Raw genomic sequence first — 13,540 nt, 5'->3', positions numbered from 1 at the left:
CAGTCCGCGCGTCCACGAAAAGAGCGTTTCCCTTCGGTCGGCGGAGGGCTTCGACCGAGCCGAGGACTTTTGCCCGGCGGCGCCGCGCCGACGGACGTGACCTCTCCAACCGTCGCCGTCCCGCAACTGTCCGTCGCGGACCTGCGGCCGAAGCGGAATCTCGAAGCGATTCGCGACCGCACGGCGGCCGTCGCCGCCGACGCGGACGTCGTCCTCTTCCCCGAGTACGCGCTGACCGGGTTCGTCGCCGACGACAGACTCCGCGACGTCGCTCTCGAACGCGCGGACGCGACGGAGCGACTCGCCGCCGTCGCCGCCGAGAGCGGTGTGGACGTGCTGGCGGGGTACGCCGAACGCGACGGCGGGACGCTGTACAACGCCGCCGCGTACGTCCGTCCCGACGGAACGAGTCGCGTCTACCGCAAGCGGCACCTGTGGGGCGGAGAGCGGGAAATGCTGGAACCGGGAGAGGAGCGCGTCGTCGTCGACACTCCCGCCGGACGGACGGGCCTTCTGACCTGCTACGACCTGAACTTCGTCGGCGAAAGCGCCGCGATGACCGACGCGCGGGTCGACGCCCTGTTCGTCGTCGGCGCGTGGCCCGCGGCCCACTCGGAGAACTGGCGACTGCTCTGCCGCGCCCGCGCCCTCGACGGGGTCCGCTGGGTGGTCGGCGCGGGTCGAACCGGCCGGCGCGACGCGCCGGGAGCGCGGCCGACCGAGTACGCGGGGCGGTCGCTCGTCGTTCGACCGGACGGCAGCGTCGCGGCGGCGCTGAACCGGGGCGAACGCGACCTGCTGTGGGCGCTCGACCCCGAAGAGGTGGCCGACCAGCGGTCGTTCGTCGGGTCGGTCGACTGACGCGCGGGTCGGTTCGCAGTCCCGAGAGCGACGGGGGCCGGGCTACGCGCGCGACGTCGGGCGGACCCGGCGAACGGCGTCCGGCGCGGGCGGGTCGAACCGCTCGGGGCGGAGGCACGCGGCGAACAGTTCCAGTGTGTCGGCGAGTCGCGGCCCCGGCCGGTTCACGTAGCCGTTGCCGTCGACGGCGTACACCTCCCCCGCCGAGACCGCCGAGAGGTCCGCCCAGCCCTCCCGCGCGCGCAGGTCGTCGACGGCCGAAGCCGCGCGGGCGGCGTCGAACCCGCACGGCGCGACGAACAGGACCTCTGGGTCGAACGCGCGGACGTCGGCCCAGCGCTGCGGCGTCGACGGCCCCTCGGTCACCAATCCGGGGCGTCCGCCGGCGCGGTCGACCAGTTCGGGCACCCAGTGGCCCCCGGCGATGACGGGGTCGGTCCAGTCGAGGACGGCGGTTCGGGGGTGGGTCTCCGCCGCGGACGCTCGTTCGGTGACGCGTTCGACGCGCGCCGCGAGGTCGGCCCTGAGCGATGCGGCGCGGTCGGGGACGCCGACGGCCCCGCCGACGCGGGTCACGTCGTCGAGGACGTCCGCGAGCGAGTGGGGGTCCAGCGTCACCACCGTCGCGTCGAGTCCGAGGCGGTCGACGGCGGCGCGGACCTCCGAGGCGTCGACGGCGCACACCTCGCAGGTCGCCTGCGTCACGACCGCGTCGGGGTCGAGGTCGGCGAGGCGGTTCTCGTCGACGTCGTAGACGCTCCCCTCGACGTCCCGCGTCTGCCGGTCGATATCCGCGGCCGAGCGGTCGTCGCCGTGGTCGACGGCGGTACTCGTCAGCGTCGGCAGGTCGCGCGCCGCGGGCGGGTAGTCACAACTGTGCGAGACGCCGACCGGTTCGACACCGAGGCGAAACAGGAGTTCGGTGGCCGAGGGGAGAAGCGAAACGACGCGCACAGTTCGTTTCGTCGGGATTGAGGCGTAAAAACGCGCTGGAGGTGGTCGTCGGGATGTATTCGTTTCGGAAGTTTGGCTTGCCAAAAAGCAACGCTATCGTTTTCGATTAGCCAAAAAATGTTCTGTGGGTGGAAACGACTAAGTCGGCGGCGCATCAATACACGAGTGTACATGAGTACTCAGAAGAACGTCCGCCAGCCCGCGGACGTCGTAGAAGGAAGCGAAGCGCTCCGGATGGACGCCGACCGCGCCGAGCAGCTCGTCGACGCGCTGAACACGGACCTCGCGGCGACGTACGTCCTGTACCACCAGCTGAAGAAGCACCACTGGGTCGTCGAGGGCGCGGAGTTCCTCGACCTCCACGTGTTCTTGGAGGAGGCGTACGAGCACGCGGAAGTGTTCGCCGACGAACTCGCAGAGCGCGCGCAGGCCCTCGGCGGCGTCCCCGTCTCGGGCGGCAAGGCGCTCGAAGAGCACGCGCCCGTCTCCCACGAGGGACAGGACGTCTACGACATCCGCACCTCGCTGCGCAACGACATGGAGATGTACGGCGACATCATCGAGACGCTCCGCGAGCACGTCGAACTCGCCGAGAACCTCGGCGACCCCACCACGGCGCACATCCTGCGCGAGAACATGGAGCACGTCGAGGACGACGCCCACCACATCGAGCACTACCTCGAAGACGACACGCTCGTCACCGAGGACGCCATCCACCACGAGTAAGCGCGCGGACGCGCCGCTCGGGTCCGTCGAGTCGCCGGAGTCGAACGAAGCCGAAGACGACCGCTTTTTCGAGGCGAGACCAAGGAGTCGCGAGAGCGGTGAGCGTTCGCGGTCGAGGTCGAAAGGCGGGAGAAGGGAGGTGTCGACGCTTACCGTTCGAGGTCGAGCGTCGAGTCGGTGTCGACCGCGATCCAGGCGTCGCGGTTGCCGGCTTCGGTGAATACCGTCCGGTCGGGCGAGGACCGGTGGGCGTCGACCGTCGATTTCGGGGTGTCGGGACCGTTTCGTTCGTCCGCGTCGAGACCGTCCATACCTACCCGTGACGAGCGGGTGGATAAGTCAGTTTTGGTCTCCCTAAAATTCGAGGTACCCCCCGTGGCGTTCCGGGGTCGGCAGGGGCTTTTCCGTCCCGGCGCTACGGGAAAGCGATGACAGAGTCGCTGTTCAGTCCCCTCACCCTCCGAGGGACGGAACTCCCGAACCGCGTGATGGTCTCGCCGATGTGTCAGTACTCCTCCGAGGACGGGATGCCGAGCGACTGGCATCTGGTCCACCTCGGCAGTCGCGCCGTCGGCGGCGCCGGCGTCGTGATGACCGAGGCGACGGCCGTCTCCCCCGAGGGCCGAATCACGCCGGGCGACCTCGGCATCTGGTCGGACGAACACGCCGACGCCCTCTCCGACATCGCCGCGTTCGTCCGCGGGCAGGGGAGCGTCCCCGCCATCCAACTCGCCCACGCCGGTCGGAAAGCCAGCAAGACCGTCCCGTGGGAGGACTCTCAGCCCATCCCGACGGACGACGGCGGGTGGGAGACGGTCGCGCCGGGGTCCGAGGCGTACCCCTACGAGAGCAAGGAGACGGCCGCGACGCGGGAGATGACGGTTGAGGACATCGAGACGGTCATCGACGACTTCCGCGCGGCCGCCGAACGAGCGCTGGACGCCGGGTTCGAGATAGCCGAGGTGCACGCCGCCCACGGCTACCTCCTCCACGAGTTCCTCTCGCCGGTGACGAACCGCCGCGACGACGACTACGGCGGGTCCTTCGAGAACCGGACGCGCCTCGTCCGCGAGGTGACCGCGGCGGTGCGGGAGGTGTGGCCCGACGACAAGCCAGTCTTCGTCCGCATCTCCGCGACCGACTGGCTTCCGGACCGCGAGTCGTGGGACGTCGAGCAGTCGGCCCGTCTCGCCCCCCTCCTCGCGGACGCCGGCGCGGACCTCATCGACGTGAGCGCGGGCGGCATCCACCCCGACCAGCAGGTGCCCGAACCCGGTCCGGGTTACCAGGTGCCCTACGCCGAACGCGTCAAGGAGAACACCGACATCGCCGTCGGCGCCGTCGGAGGGATAACCGAACCCGAGCAGGCCGACGAGATAATCCGGAACGACCGGGCCGACCTCGCCATCCTCGCTCGCGAGCACCTCCGGAACCCGTACTTCTCCTTGGAGGCCGCCCACGAACTCGACGAGGACGTCGAGTGGCCGGTGCAGTACCGGCGCGGGACGTTCGAGTAGACGCGGCGGAACGAGACGCGGGACGCGACGCCGCGCGGCGCCGACCCCCGCGGCGGCGACAGTTTTTCTCTCCGGGTCGCGAAGGACGGGGTATGAGCGAGCCACGCGACCCCGACGACGACCTCGCGGACCTCCTCGCCGACCTCGATCGGACGCTCGACGACCTCCGAGCCGAACTCGACGCGAGGGAGCGAGGCGGGACCGCCGGACGCGACGGCGACCGAGGCGACGATCGGGACGGCCGGGACGACCGGGACGACCGACCCGCCGGGGGACGAGACCGACGCGACCACCAGGGGGGTCCGACCGCGCGGCAGGCGGAGCGCTACGGCTACCGCCAGCGGGAACGGGACCGACGCGAGGACGGCCCCCGCTACGACGGCGACCGGCCGATACCGCACCCCCCCTCGCTTGGCGAGATGCTCCGGTTCACCGAGGAGTACACCATCCCGACGGTCATCGCGATGCTCGAAGCCACGGTCCGCTCCCTGGAACTCCTCCGGAACGTCCTCCGCCTCGCCGACCCCCAGCGGTCGGCGTTCGACGCCGGCGACCGGCGGCGCTCGACGACGGAGCGACTCGCCACGACGACGATGGGACGCGAGGCGCTCTCCGGCGTCGACCGCGCGATATCGGACCTCCGGGACGCGCTGTCGGGCCTTCCCGAGGAGGAGGAGTCTCGGGGCATCGTCACGGACGCCCGCGACCTGATGGCCGAGATAGAGGCCCGCATCGACGAGGCCGAACGCGAACGGGAGCGCTCGAAGTACGGCTACCGCGAACGGGACGGAGACCGAACCCGAAGCGACCGCGGGCGGCGGACCGAAGGCGGCGGCCGAGGGAACTCCGAGACCATCGACGTAACCGACGGGGACGACGAGGACGAGGACGAGGACGAGGAATCCCCGCAGGTCGACGTCGATGCGGAGTTGGCGTCGATACGGAGAGAGATTCGCGGCGACGACGGTTCGGGGGCGGGCGACGACGAATCGGAGAGAGAAGAGAGGGGGAACGAGGACGGCGACGAGTAGCGTTCGGGTCGCGGCGGCGCGTTCAGAGGACGCTCCGGGCCAGTCCGAGGAAGATGAAGAACCCGAGGACGTCCGTCGCGGTGGTGATAAAGATGGTCGCCGACGTCGCCGGGTCCTTGCCGATTCGGTCGAGGACCAGCGGAATCGCCGTCCCGAAGAACCCGGCGATGACGAGGTTCAACACCATTGAGACGCCGAGGACGAGACCCAACAGCGGGCTCTGATTGAACACCGTCGCGATGACCGCGACGAGGACGCCCGTGATGAAGCCGTTGGCGGCCCCCGCGACGACTTCGTTGCTGACGGCGCGACTCCCCGTCGACAGCGATATCTGTCCGAGGGCGATGCCGCGCACCGTCACGGCCATCGACTGCGTCCCGGCGTTGCCACCCATCCCGGCGACGACGGGCATGTACACCGCCAGAAGGGTGAACGCGGCGATGGTATCCTCGAACACGCCGACGGCCCCGGCGGCGAGAAACGCCGTTCCGAGGTTGATGATGAGCCACTTGTACCGATATTTCACCTTCGCGAGCGGACCGTCGAGGATGCTCTCTTCCTCTTGGACGCCGGTGAACTCGTACAGCGTCTCGCTCGCCTCCTCCTCGACGACGCGCAGGAGGTCGCCGGCGTAGATGACGCCGAGGATGGTTCCGTCGTCGTCCAACACGGCGACGGAGCGTTCGGGGGCGCGTCGGAAGACATCGACCACCTCGGTGTCGGGCGTGTCGTAGGTCACCACGGGCGTCTCTTCGACGTGGTCTCGGAGACGCTCGGACTCGTCGTCGGCCAGCGCCAGCGCCTGCCCCGGGAGTTCGCCCACGAACTCCTCGTCGTCGACGACGAAGACGGTCGGGACGGCGTCGTTGCGCGCCTCGAACCGCTCGACGCGGCGCGCGGCGTCGGCGAGGCTCCGTTCGACGTCGACGGTGACGTAGTCGAGGTGCATCAGGCCCGCGGCCGTCTCCGGGTCGAACTCCAGGAGGTACGACAGCGCCTCCCTACGGTCTTGGTCGAGTCGCCGGAGCACCTCCGCCCGCGTCTCTTCGTCGGCGAGTCCGAGGACGTCCGCCCCCTCGTCGGGGTCGAGTCGGCGCACGAACCGACGCACCTGTGCGACGTCCATGTCGGCGAGAAGCGACTTCTGGACCGTCTGCGGGAGCGAGAAGAACACTTCCACCTGCCTGCGCCGCGAGAGGTCCGCGAACTCCGCGGCCGGCGTTGGCGACGCGGCAATGGCCTGCTGGACGTCGGCCGTCTCCTCGGTCATGCCTCGAACTTTCGCCTTCCCCGAAAAACGATTACGCTATCGGAAATCGCGGTTGACCGGTCGGGTCCGACGCCGTTCAGACCGGGTCGAATCTCCGCTCCGAACCGGAAGACTCGGCCGTCACCGACTCAGACCGGGTCGAAGCGGAACCCGTCCCACTCCTGACTTTCTGGCTCTCGAATCCCGGCCTCGGGGTCGCGGAGTTCCTCGCAGTAGACCGGTCGGACCTCGTCGCCGATTTCGACCGCCGAGTCGGCCGCGTCCGCCTCGGTGAGTTGTCCGATGGCGCGCACCGGTTCGCCGTCGACGTCGAACTCCACGATGGCGAGGGAGTTCGGTTCGCGGACGCCCGGCGGCGTCGCCGTCGAGGTGGTCCACGTGACGATTTCGGCGGTGTACTCGCTCAGGTCGACCGTTCCGACCGATTCCTCGCCGCCGGGACCGATGGGGTGGCCGGGATAGGTGATGCTCCCGTCGGGGTAGCGGTACGCCTCCATCACGTGCTCGTCGTTCTCGTGGCTCTCGTCGCTCATCGTCGCGCCTCCATAATCGTCGTGGTCACGCAGTTCCCGAATCCACCGACGTTGCAGGCCAGACCCGTCTCGGCCTCGACCTGTCTGTCGCCCGCCTGCCCGGTCAACTGCGCGTAAATCTCGTACGCCTGCGCGACGCCCGACGCGCCGAGGGGGTGGCCCTTCGACTTCAGACCGCCCGAGGTGTTGATCGGCAGGTCGCCGTCGCGGTCCGTGACGCCCTCCTCGACCGCTTTCCAGCCTTCGCCCTTCTCGAAGAAGCCGAGGTCTTCGGATTGGAGAAATTCGAGGATGGTGAACATGTCGTGTAACTCCGCGACGTCGACGTCGTCGGGGTCGATGTCGGCCATCTCGTAGGCCTGCTCGGAGGAGTTGACGACGCCGCCCATCGTCGTCGGGTCGGCGCGTTCGTGGACGACGTGGGTGTCCGTCGCACCGCCGATGCCCGAGATGACGACGTACTCGTCGGCGTACTCGCGGGCGACGGACTCGGGGCAGAAGAGCAGGGCCGCCGAGCCGTCGGTGATGGGGCAGAAGTCGTAGAGTCGAAGGGGGTCGGCGACGACGGGCGAATCGAGAACGGTCTCCAAATCCACCTCCTTGCGGAACTGGGCGTGCGGGTTGTCGACGCCGTTCTTGTGGTTCTTGACCGCGACCTTGCCGAGCGACTCCCGCGGCGCGTCGTACGTGTCGAGGTAGAGCCGCGCCGTCAGACCGGCGAAACTGGGGAGCGTGACGCCGTGTTTGTACTCGACGGGGTGCGTCAACGAGGCGATGACGTCCGTTGCCTCCGCGGTGGAGCGGTGGGTCATCTTCTCGCCGCCGACGAGGAGCGTCATCTCGGAGGCCTCCGAGGCGACCGACTGCCACGCGGCGTAGATGCCCGCGCCGCCCGACGAGGAGGTCTGGTCGATGCGGGCGGTGTAGGCGGGAACCGCCGAGAGGTCCTGCGCCAACGCGTTCGGAACGCCGGTCTGTCCCTCGAACTCGCCGCTGGCCATGTTCGAGACGTACAGGTGGTCGACGGCGTCGGGTTCGACGCCGGCGTCGTCGAGACAGGCCTTCCCCGCCTCCGCGAGCAACTCGCGTATCCACGCGTCGCGTTGCCCGAACCGGGTCATCGACGCGCCGATGACTGCTACGCTGTCCATGCCTACGGACTCGGGGCCGTCCGTTTACCCGTTTCCCTTCCCCGCGGCCGACGCCGGGGCGCCCCGCCCCGACCTCTCTCGGTCGGCCAGTCGACTCAAGTACTGTCAAACCAGCGTTAGATAACTCTTTAGCTGCCGGGTCGGCTCTCCGGGTGCTTGCGCCTCTATACACTCGGCGTCCGTGGTAGGAAGTATGCCGCACGTCGAAGTCGAGGACGGCGTCGAGGTGTTCGTGCGCGACATGGGTGAGGGCGACCCCATCGTGTTCCTGCACGGGTGGCCGCTGAACCATCGGATGTTCGAGTACCAGTACGAACCGCTCCTCGAAGCGGGGTTCCGCTGCATCGGTATCGACCACCGCGGCTTCGGCGATTCGGACAAGCCCTACGACGACTACGGCTACGACCGGTTCGCGGACGACGTGAAGGCCGTGCTGGACGAGTTGGACGTCGACGACGCGACGCTTGTCGGCTTCTCGATGGGCGGGGGCATCGCCACCCGGTACATGGCCAAGCACGACGGGGCGCACGTCGGGAAACTGGCGCTCCTCTCGGCCGCGAGTCCGTGTCTCACGAAGAAGCCGGACTTCCCCGAGGGCGTCCCGCACGACGAGGTTGACCCCCTCGTCGAGGGCGCGCGCTCCGACCGCCCGGCGATGACCGCCGAGTTCGGCGAGATGCTGTTCCACACCGAGCAGAGCGAGGAGATGATGGACTGGGTGTGGAGTCTCGGGATGGAGGCGTCCGGGCGGGCGACGGCCGCCGCGGCGGAGACGTTCCGCGACGCCGACCTGCGACCCGACATGGAGGCCATCGACGCGCCGACGCTGGTGTGTCACGGCATCCACGACGAGATTACTCCCATCGAGGTGACCGGCGAGGTGCTCGCCGACGGCATCGAGAACGCCGAAATCGTACGCTTCGAGAACAGCGGGCACGGCCTCACCGCCGACGAGACGGAGAGACTGAACGAGGAACTAGCTGACTTCGCGGGCTGACCGGCCGGTCCGAGTGGAGCACCGCTCTCGACGCGGATGGCCTTCCGTTCGAACCGCGGTTCCGAATGTGAACGTTTTACCTCGCGGGCGCGCCGACGCCCGGTATGGCAAACGACACCGTCGCACCGACCGTCGGCGCCGTCGCCTCGCTCCTCCTCGCAGTCGTCGTCTTCGCGCCCGCACTCGTCATCTCCGCCGGGAGCGGTCTCGTCGCCGACTACTACGCCGCCGGACCGGTCGGCGTCTCCGTCGTCGGCTTTCTCGGCCTCCTGAGCGTCGTCGTCTTCCTCGCCGGCGCGCAGGAGCGCACCGAACCCGCGACGGTGGCGGGACTGACGCTCGTCCTCGGCGTCGCGATGCTTTCGTTCGCCCTCCTGTGGGCGCTCTCCATCGACCAGACGCTCCTGTTCAGTTTCCCCGCCGAGTACGCCTGGATAGAGAACCACCGCTGGGTCGTCGTCGCCGTCTGCGCCGCGGTTCCCGTTTCCGCCGGCGCCTACGCCCGCGGCGTCCTCGCGTAGCCGAACGCGTCGGGTGAAGCCCTCCGACCGGCCGAGCCGACCGTCCGCAGTCGGTCGGTTTCGCGTCGGGAGAAGTCGAAAGGCCCTTACGTGCCGGCGGCCTCAGATTAAGATGGACTAGGTCGAGCAGCTAGGCCCTGCTCTTCACCCGTAACTTCGGCCTTTAGCGGGGACCGAACTCGGGCGCGTCCGGTCAGACCGGTGCGGGCCCCGGGAGCCAACGTAGAAACCTCGTCCGTCGGGGACAGCGGACCGCGAACGCCGGCCGCAGGGTCGGTCGCACGCGGTTAATCGGTGGCAATCCGCCAGGCGCGGAAGCGAGCAGCGGACCGCCGAACGTGTGTCGCTCGACGGATCGCGGGGTGGAGGAGGCAACCGGGATTCCCCGCACCGGAACGCCGGGCAACCCCGTCGTCCACCATTCATACCGTATCTGATTCGACAGCGGCGGCGCCGTCGTCCGTTTTCTCGCGTATCGTTCACGGTCGTTCGGTGTTCTCAGCTCCTGAGAGTACCCCACACGGCCTTCTCGGATGATGTGATTTAACTCCGCTCGACCGTTTCGATTCGAACACCATGGGCGAAGAGGCGGGAGGCTCGTTGGGCCTCCTTCGGGACCGGGAGTTCGCGGCGCTGGCCGGAACGGCGTTCGCGCGCAGTCAAGCGTACTCGACTATCCTCATCGCCCTCGCCCTCTACGCCGAGCAGTTCGGAACCACCGGATTCGTCGAGGGGTTGTTCGGCACCGCCTTCGCCGCGGTCCAACTGCTCATCGTCCTGCCGCTCGGTCGCAAGATAGACACCGGCAACGCCAAGCGCTACCTGCTGGCCGGCCTCGCCATCAACGTCGCCGTCTTCGTCGGATTCGCCTTCGTTCAGAGCTCCGTCCACGTCATCCTCATGCGGATGGGGCAAGGGTTGGGTGCGAGCCTCCTCTGGATAACCGGGTCGACCGTCGTCGGCGAGATAAGCCCCGACGACGCCAGCGGTCGGTGGCTGGGCACGTACAACCAGGTCGCCGCCTTCTCCAGTCTGGCGGGCGACGTCGTCGGCGGCTACCTCCTCTACGCCTACCAGACGCACGTCGTCTACACGGTGCTCAGCGCCGTCACCGTCGGCGCGTTCCTCCTCGTCTGGCGCTACCTGCGCGAGAACCCCGGCGGCCGGAAGGACCCCGAGGAAGCGACGGGGAGGGAGACGCTCCGCGCACTCCTCGAACGGCCGATGATCCGCTCGCTGGTCGTCTTTCGACTCGCGTTCAGCGTCGGCAAGATGGCCGTCATCATCTTCCTGCCTATCGTGGCGAAAGTGGAGTTCGGTATCCACGAGTTCGCCATCGGCTGGATTCTCGCCGGGGGGAAACTGACGAAGACGCTCGCGCAGGGCTACATGGGAGACCTGACCGACCGATTCGGGTCGAGACACCTGTTCGTCGCCGCCGGCGCGATACTGTACGGTCTCGGGACGGCGCTTATCCCCCTCTCCTTCTTCTTCGAGGGGGCCATCGACCCGTTCGAGTTCCACGCCTTCGGCCGGTCGCAGGCGCTCGGCGGCGCGTTCTTCGCGCTGTTCGCCGCCTACGGTATCCTCGGCGTCGCCGACAGCATCCGACTCCCGGCGAGCATGGCGCTGTTCGTCGAGGAGGGCGAGCGGTTCGACTCCGTCGCGTCGAGCATGTCGCTGCGCTCCCTCTCCTGGAAAATCGGACAGGTCGCCGGACCGGTGCTCGTCGGCAGCATCAAGGACTTCGTGTCGACGACGGCCGCCTTCCTCACCGCGGCGGCGTTCATCGTCGTCGCCACGGGGGTCTTCTTGGGGACGTACTACCGCACCGCAAGGGCGACGGCCCCGGACGCCGCGGTGGGCGACTGAGCGGGACGGCCCGAAGTCGACCCGACGTCACGGCTTCGGTGCCCGCGTCGTCGCCCTCGACCGGCGGCACCGCTCGCGGCGGGAAGTCTCGTCGAGAAACCGTGGTCGGTTCCGGTTCCGGTTCAGGCGGCCGAGGTTCGGTCGGACTCCTCTTCGGTCTCGGGGGACGACTCGGCGTCGTCCGCGTCGGCGTCGGCGTCCTGCTCGCTCATCGAGCGCAGTTCTTGGTCGATTTCCTCGCGGCCGCGCTTGAACTCACCCATCGCCTGCCCGGACGAGCGCGCGAGTTTCGGGAGTTTGTTCGCGCCGAACAGGAGGACGACGATGAGGAGGACGATGAGGAGTTCGGGACCGCCGGGGATACCCGGGAACAACGGAACGAGTGTGAGTGACATCACCCTCAGTACGCACCCGAGCGTTATCAACTTGTCACCGAAACGGACGTGGCTCCGCGACTCCGGTTCGAGAGAAAAATCGGCCGACGCTCGGCCTCAGGCGTCGTATTCCGGGCCCTCGGCCCGGCGGTACGTCTCCAGGCGACGGTAGCCGTCGATAACCGCGTCGTCTCCGATCGATACCTCGTACTGCCCGATGAGGTCCTGCGTGTCCGGCACCGAACGACGTTCGACGAGTTCGACCGTCGCCATCCAACCGTCCTCGGTCTGCATCAGGCTAGTGACGCCGTCCAACTCGCGGCCGATGAGTTGGGGCACCTCGTCTCTCACCTTGTCCCGGACGGTCACGATGGTCGATTCGTCGGTCGATCCGGTCTCGTCCGACGATTCGGTCTCGTCGGATGACTCGGTCTCCTCCTGCGATTCGGCGTCGTCGGTCGTTTCGTTGGAGTCTGTGTCGTCTGCCATCGTGGAATCCTTCCGGTCGTCGTCCGCGTCGGGGTCCGACGGGTCGCCGGGGTCGTCGGAGTCGGCCTCGTCGACGGTTTCGTTCTCCGGGCCGTGTTGGTGACAGAAACCGTTTTCGTTCGCCGGTCGCGAACACCGTTCGCCACCCTCGGTAACGGCCCTACACTGGTCGGGCACGGGTCACCCTCCTCAGGAGGCGTCGGGCGCCGCCTGCGGGTTCGCGCGCCGGATATCCAACTCTTGGAGTTCCTCTAAGTCCCCCTGACTGGCTTTTTCGATTTTCGCCATCTCTGAAGCGTACGTCAGGAAGGTGTCCACCGAGGCGGCGACGATACGCGCCTCGACGGTCAGGATCTCGATACCGACGACGGACACGCGCGCCCATATGTCGATAACGATCCCCTTGTCGAGAATTCGGTCCAGCACGTCGGCCAAACTGGAAGCATCCGGGCTATCTGCTGGCATCACTTCACCTCGTCGCGTCACGTTATTTAATCATTCGGCCGTCCGAGAAAAATAGCGGCTGACAGTCCCGTTCAGGTATATTTCTGTTTCGTTCCGACCGCGAGCGAGCCACAAGCTATACGGGTTCATCCGGCGAATTTCCCACCAACACTGCTATGAGTTCTCATCTGTACGCGTACGGCGTTATCGAGGCCGAGGACCTCGAACTGGACATCGAGGGCGTCGAAGGGGAAAGCCCGGTCCAGACCGTGACGTTCCGGACGCTGTCGGCGGTGGTGACGCCCATCGACGACGTCGACGTCGAGCGCACGGACGAGAACACGCGGGCGCACGACGAGGTGCTCAGAGAGGTGATGATGGAGGGCGAGGGCCGGACGGTCGTGCCGATGCAGTACGGGATGGCGTTCAAGAGCGCTCGCACGCTCAAAAGCGTCATGCGCGGGGGGCGACGCGCCTTCCGGAAGGCGCTGATGGACGTCGACGGGAAGGTCGAACTCGGGGTCAAACTCGTCGGTCCCGACGACGAGTCCCTGACGCGCGAGGACGTCACGGCGGACGTCTCGGAGCGACTCGTCGCCGTCAGCGACCAGGAGGCCGAGAACGACCTCTACTCCGAGCGCCTGCTGTTCAACCGGTCGTACCTCGTCGACCGCGACGCCCAGGAAGCGTTCGGCGAGGCCGTCTCCGAACTCGAAGACGACTATCCCGACGCGACCGTACAGTACACGGGGCCGTGGGCGCCCTACAACTTCGTCGACGTCGAAATCGAGGCGCAGTAA

General features: G+C 68.0%; 16 protein-coding genes and 1 other RNA gene. 9 read left to right on the top strand and 8 right to left on the bottom strand.

Going from position 1 to position 13,540, the window contains the following annotated elements; genetic code table 11:
* Positions 1-96 precede the first annotated feature (96 nt).
* A complete protein-coding gene (locus tag NDI76_RS06435) occupies positions 97-861 on the top strand; it encodes a carbon-nitrogen hydrolase family protein (RefSeq protein ID WP_310923178.1) in 765 nt (254 codons plus the stop codon).
* A 42-nt stretch (positions 862-903) separates the two neighbouring features.
* Here the strand turns inward: NDI76_RS06435 and NDI76_RS06430 are convergent, their stop codons facing one another.
* Positions 904-1,815, bottom strand: coding sequence for an ABC transporter substrate-binding protein (locus tag NDI76_RS06430; protein ID WP_310923177.1), 912 nt, complete (start codon positions 1,813-1,815; stop codon positions 904-906).
* Positions 1,816-1,986: 171 nt separating this feature from the next.
* Here NDI76_RS06430 and dpsA point away from each other — a divergent pair, with 171 nt between their 5' ends.
* Entirely contained in the window at positions 1,987-2,541 is a 555-nt protein-coding gene (dpsA, locus tag NDI76_RS06425; protein ID WP_310923176.1) for a DNA starvation/stationary phase protection protein DpsA, read from the top strand.
* A 149-nt stretch (positions 2,542-2,690) separates the two neighbouring features.
* On the opposite strand, the gene NDI76_RS06420 is transcribed toward dpsA, so the two are convergent.
* Positions 2,691-2,852, bottom strand: coding sequence for a hypothetical protein (locus NDI76_RS06420; protein WP_310923175.1), 162 nt, complete (start codon positions 2,850-2,852; stop codon positions 2,691-2,693).
* Between the two features lie 117 nt (positions 2,853-2,969).
* On the opposite strand from NDI76_RS06420, the gene NDI76_RS06415 reads away from it, so the two are divergent.
* Complete coding sequence (locus NDI76_RS06415) at positions 2,970-4,058, top strand: NADH:flavin oxidoreductase/NADH oxidase (protein ID WP_310923174.1); 1,089 nt, start codon at positions 2,970-2,972, stop codon at positions 4,056-4,058.
* A gap of 92 nt (positions 4,059-4,150) precedes the next feature.
* On the top strand, positions 4,151-5,089 hold the full coding sequence (locus NDI76_RS06410) for a DUF7547 family protein (protein WP_310923173.1): 939 nt from the start codon (positions 4,151-4,153) through the stop codon (positions 5,087-5,089).
* 22 nt (positions 5,090-5,111) lie between these two features.
* Here NDI76_RS06410 and NDI76_RS06405 read toward each other — a convergent pair whose 3' ends face one another.
* The 3 genes from NDI76_RS06405 to NDI76_RS06395 form a co-directional block, all read right to left on the bottom strand.
* Positions 5,112-6,359, bottom strand: a complete 1,248-nt coding sequence (locus tag NDI76_RS06405) for a magnesium transporter (protein WP_310923172.1) — start codon at positions 6,357-6,359, stop codon at positions 5,112-5,114.
* A gap of 128 nt (positions 6,360-6,487) precedes the next feature.
* Complete coding sequence (locus NDI76_RS06400) at positions 6,488-6,892, bottom strand: OB-fold domain-containing protein (RefSeq protein WP_310923171.1); 405 nt, start codon at positions 6,890-6,892, stop codon at positions 6,488-6,490.
* Complete coding sequence (locus NDI76_RS06395; RefSeq protein WP_310923170.1) at positions 6,889-8,043, bottom strand: thiolase family protein; 1,155 nt, start codon at positions 8,041-8,043, stop codon at positions 6,889-6,891. The genes NDI76_RS06400 and NDI76_RS06395 overlap by 4 nt, the downstream gene beginning before the upstream one ends.
* Positions 8,044-8,236: 193 nt before the next feature.
* Here NDI76_RS06395 and NDI76_RS06390 point away from each other — a divergent pair, with 193 nt between their 5' ends.
* The 4 genes from NDI76_RS06390 to NDI76_RS06375 all read left to right on the top strand — a co-directional run bounded on the left by NDI76_RS06390 (position 8,237) and on the right by NDI76_RS06375 (position 11,433).
* A complete protein-coding gene (locus NDI76_RS06390) occupies positions 8,237-9,040 on the top strand; it encodes an alpha/beta fold hydrolase (protein WP_310923169.1) in 804 nt (267 codons plus the stop codon).
* Between the two features lie 104 nt (positions 9,041-9,144).
* Positions 9,145-9,561 carry a DUF7548 family protein gene (locus tag NDI76_RS06385; protein WP_310923168.1) on the top strand — a complete coding sequence of 139 codons (417 nt, stop codon included), beginning with the start codon at positions 9,145-9,147 and terminating at the stop codon, positions 9,559-9,561.
* 110 nt (positions 9,562-9,671) lie between these two features.
* An RNA gene (gene ffs, locus NDI76_RS06380) (signal recognition particle sRNA) lies at positions 9,672-9,982 on the top strand.
* 155 nt (positions 9,983-10,137) lie between these two features.
* Positions 10,138-11,433 (top strand): MFS transporter, encoded by a 1,296-nt coding sequence (locus tag NDI76_RS06375; RefSeq protein ID WP_310923167.1) that lies wholly within the window; start codon positions 10,138-10,140, stop codon positions 11,431-11,433.
* 122 nt (positions 11,434-11,555) lie between these two features.
* Here the strand turns inward: NDI76_RS06375 and NDI76_RS06370 are convergent, their stop codons facing one another.
* The 3 genes from NDI76_RS06370 to gvpA all read right to left on the bottom strand — a co-directional run bounded on the left by NDI76_RS06370 (position 11,556) and on the right by gvpA (position 12,761).
* On the bottom strand, positions 11,556-11,828 hold the full coding sequence (locus tag NDI76_RS06370) for a twin-arginine translocase TatA/TatE family subunit (RefSeq protein ID WP_310923166.1): 273 nt from the start codon (positions 11,826-11,828) through the stop codon (positions 11,556-11,558).
* A 96-nt stretch (positions 11,829-11,924) separates the two neighbouring features.
* The gene (gene gvpO / locus NDI76_RS06365) at positions 11,925-12,473 is read right to left on the bottom strand and encodes a gas vesicle protein GvpO, halophile-type (RefSeq protein WP_310923165.1); all 549 of its coding nucleotides are present in this window, start codon (positions 12,471-12,473) and stop codon (positions 11,925-11,927) included.
* 12 nt (positions 12,474-12,485) lie between these two features.
* Positions 12,486-12,761, bottom strand: a complete 276-nt coding sequence (gene gvpA / locus NDI76_RS06360; RefSeq protein WP_049917180.1) for a gas vesicle protein GvpA — start codon at positions 12,759-12,761, stop codon at positions 12,486-12,488.
* A gap of 155 nt (positions 12,762-12,916) precedes the next feature.
* Between gvpA and NDI76_RS06355 the strand changes: the two genes are divergently transcribed.
* Entirely contained in the window at positions 12,917-13,540 is a 624-nt protein-coding gene (locus NDI76_RS06355; RefSeq protein WP_310923164.1) for a GvpL/GvpF family gas vesicle protein, read from the top strand.

This window comes from Halogeometricum sp. S1BR25-6, assembly GCF_031624495.1.
GTDB classification, from domain to species: Archaea; Halobacteriota; Halobacteria; order Halobacteriales; family Haloferacaceae; genus Halogeometricum; species Halogeometricum salsisoli.
Note: the sequence above shows the minus strand (reverse complement) of the source record. Positions and strands in the feature narration are given on the sequence as shown.

What these genes read in the sequence shown, in the direction of transcription:
- dpsA (WP_310923176.1), top strand. Translation starts at nt 1,987, where the DNA reads ATGAGTACTCAGAAGAACGTCCGCCAGCCCGCGGACGTCGTAGAAGGA.
- NDI76_RS06420 (WP_310923175.1), bottom strand. Translation starts at nt 2,852, where the DNA reads ATGGACGGTCTCGACGCGGACGAACGAAACGGTCCCGACACCCCGAAA.
- NDI76_RS06415 (WP_310923174.1), top strand. Translation starts at nt 2,970, where the DNA reads ATGACAGAGTCGCTGTTCAGTCCCCTCACCCTCCGAGGGACGGAACTC.
- NDI76_RS06410 (WP_310923173.1), top strand. Translation starts at nt 4,151, where the DNA reads ATGAGCGAGCCACGCGACCCCGACGACGACCTCGCGGACCTCCTCGCC.
- NDI76_RS06405 (WP_310923172.1), bottom strand. Translation starts at nt 6,359, where the DNA reads ATGACCGAGGAGACGGCCGACGTCCAGCAGGCCATTGCCGCGTCGCCA.
- NDI76_RS06400 (WP_310923171.1), bottom strand. Translation starts at nt 6,892, where the DNA reads ATGAGCGACGAGAGCCACGAGAACGACGAGCACGTGATGGAGGCGTAC.
- NDI76_RS06395 (WP_310923170.1), bottom strand. Translation starts at nt 8,043, where the DNA reads ATGGACAGCGTAGCAGTCATCGGCGCGTCGATGACCCGGTTCGGGCAA.
- NDI76_RS06390 (WP_310923169.1), top strand. Translation starts at nt 8,237, where the DNA reads ATGCCGCACGTCGAAGTCGAGGACGGCGTCGAGGTGTTCGTGCGCGAC.
- NDI76_RS06385 (WP_310923168.1), top strand. Translation starts at nt 9,145, where the DNA reads ATGGCAAACGACACCGTCGCACCGACCGTCGGCGCCGTCGCCTCGCTC.
- NDI76_RS06375 (WP_310923167.1), top strand. Translation starts at nt 10,138, where the DNA reads ATGGGCGAAGAGGCGGGAGGCTCGTTGGGCCTCCTTCGGGACCGGGAG.
- NDI76_RS06370 (WP_310923166.1), bottom strand. Translation starts at nt 11,828, where the DNA reads ATGTCACTCACACTCGTTCCGTTGTTCCCGGGTATCCCCGGCGGTCCC.
- gvpA (WP_049917180.1), bottom strand. Translation starts at nt 12,761, where the DNA reads ATGCCAGCAGATAGCCCGGATGCTTCCAGTTTGGCCGACGTGCTGGAC.
- NDI76_RS06355 (WP_310923164.1), top strand. Translation starts at nt 12,917, where the DNA reads ATGAGTTCTCATCTGTACGCGTACGGCGTTATCGAGGCCGAGGACCTC.